The sequence below is a fragment of the Haloferax sp. s1 genome (genome assembly GCF_058382125.1).
Window position 1 is genome coordinate 1 of sequence record NZ_JBZRPK010000139.1, and the last position, 1,302, is coordinate 1,302.

The window sequence follows — 1,302 nt, forward strand, 5'->3', positions numbered from 1 at the left end:
TCCATATCCTCGTAACCGGGCAAGCCCGCGCTGACGCTCCCGAGGCGGAGACAGAGGCAGAGGCAAAAATAGAAGCAGAGACGAAGATGGCGTCTGTCGTTCTCTTTATCATCGCCATAACCATCCACAACATGCCGGAAGGACTCGCAGTCGGGGTCGGCTTCGGCTCCGGAGACCTCGGAACCGCCATCCCGCTGATGCTCGCTATCGGCATCCAGAACATCCCGGAAGGGCTCGCAGTTTCTATCGCCGCGGTCAACGCTGGCCTTCGAAACACGACCTATGCGACGTTCACGGGTATTCGTGCGGGTCTCGTCGAGATTCCGCTCGCCGTCTTCGGCGCGTGGGCCATCCAGTACGCCACAGCGCTCCTCCCCTATGCGATGGGATTCGCTGCGGGTGCGATGTTGTTCGTCATCTCCGACGAAATCGTCCCCGAAACGCACGCAAACGGAAACGAGCGCGTGGCGACGTTCGGGACGATGATTGGCGTCATCGTGATGCTCTATTTGGACGTGACGCTTGGGTGAGGAGTGAGGGGGCGAGGAGTGAGGGGATGGGGAGTGAAAAGTTCGAGTGGAAGCGAAGGGGTTCAGTCGTCTGCAGTCGGGATGTCGGTCGGAGTTTCGTGGTCAGAAATGCTCGCTGTCGGCGCGAGGAACGCCGCGGGGTCGAACTGGTCGAGGTCGGCATCCGCCGCCACACGCGCCGGCCAGTCGGGGTTAGCGAGGGCGCTCGTCCCCAGCGTAACGAGGTCGGCACCGGAGTCAACCGCCGCGCGCGCCGCGTCGGGGTCGCCGAGACCACCGTTTGCAACGACGACCGTCTCGTCGGTAACGTACTCGACTGCGGTTTCGGCGAGTGACGGCCCGTCTTCACCGAATGTCGGACCGGCAGCATCCGAGTCGACCGTGTGGACGTAGTCTGCACCGGCGGCCGAGAGTTCCTCGAAGAAGACCGCGGCAGCGTCCACTCCTTCGACCCACTCGTAGCTGTCGTCGGTCACTTTGGTCTGCGAAACGCGTACGCCGACGACGAACTCGTCGGGGACGGCCTCGACAACTGCCGAGACGACTTCCGCGGGGAATCGAACGCGGGTCTCGGGCGCGCCGCCGTACTCGTCATCGCGCTGGTTCGCGTCCGCCGCGAGGAACTCGTTGAGAAGGTAGCCGTTCGCGCTGTGAATCTCGACGCCGTCGAACCCGGCTTCGACCGCGTTCGTCGCAGACTCGACGAACCCCTCGCGGACTGCATCGAGGTCGTCGAGAGTCGCTTCCCGTGGAACGGCATATTCACCGCTCC

The 1,302-nt window shown here is 63.6% G+C and carries 2 protein-coding genes; one reads left to right on the forward strand and one right to left on the reverse strand.

Annotated elements, in window-relative coordinates; genetic code table 11:
- The coding region (locus QT222_RS01010; protein WP_491476012.1) for a ZIP family metal transporter at positions 1 to 530 on the forward strand (530 nt) is incomplete at its 5' end.
- Between the two features lie 62 nt (positions 531 to 592).
- Here QT222_RS01010 and QT222_RS01015 read toward each other — a convergent pair.
- Positions 593 to 1,302 (reverse strand): oxidoreductase (locus tag QT222_RS01015; RefSeq protein ID WP_491476013.1); only part of this gene is annotated, 710 nt, incomplete at its 5' end.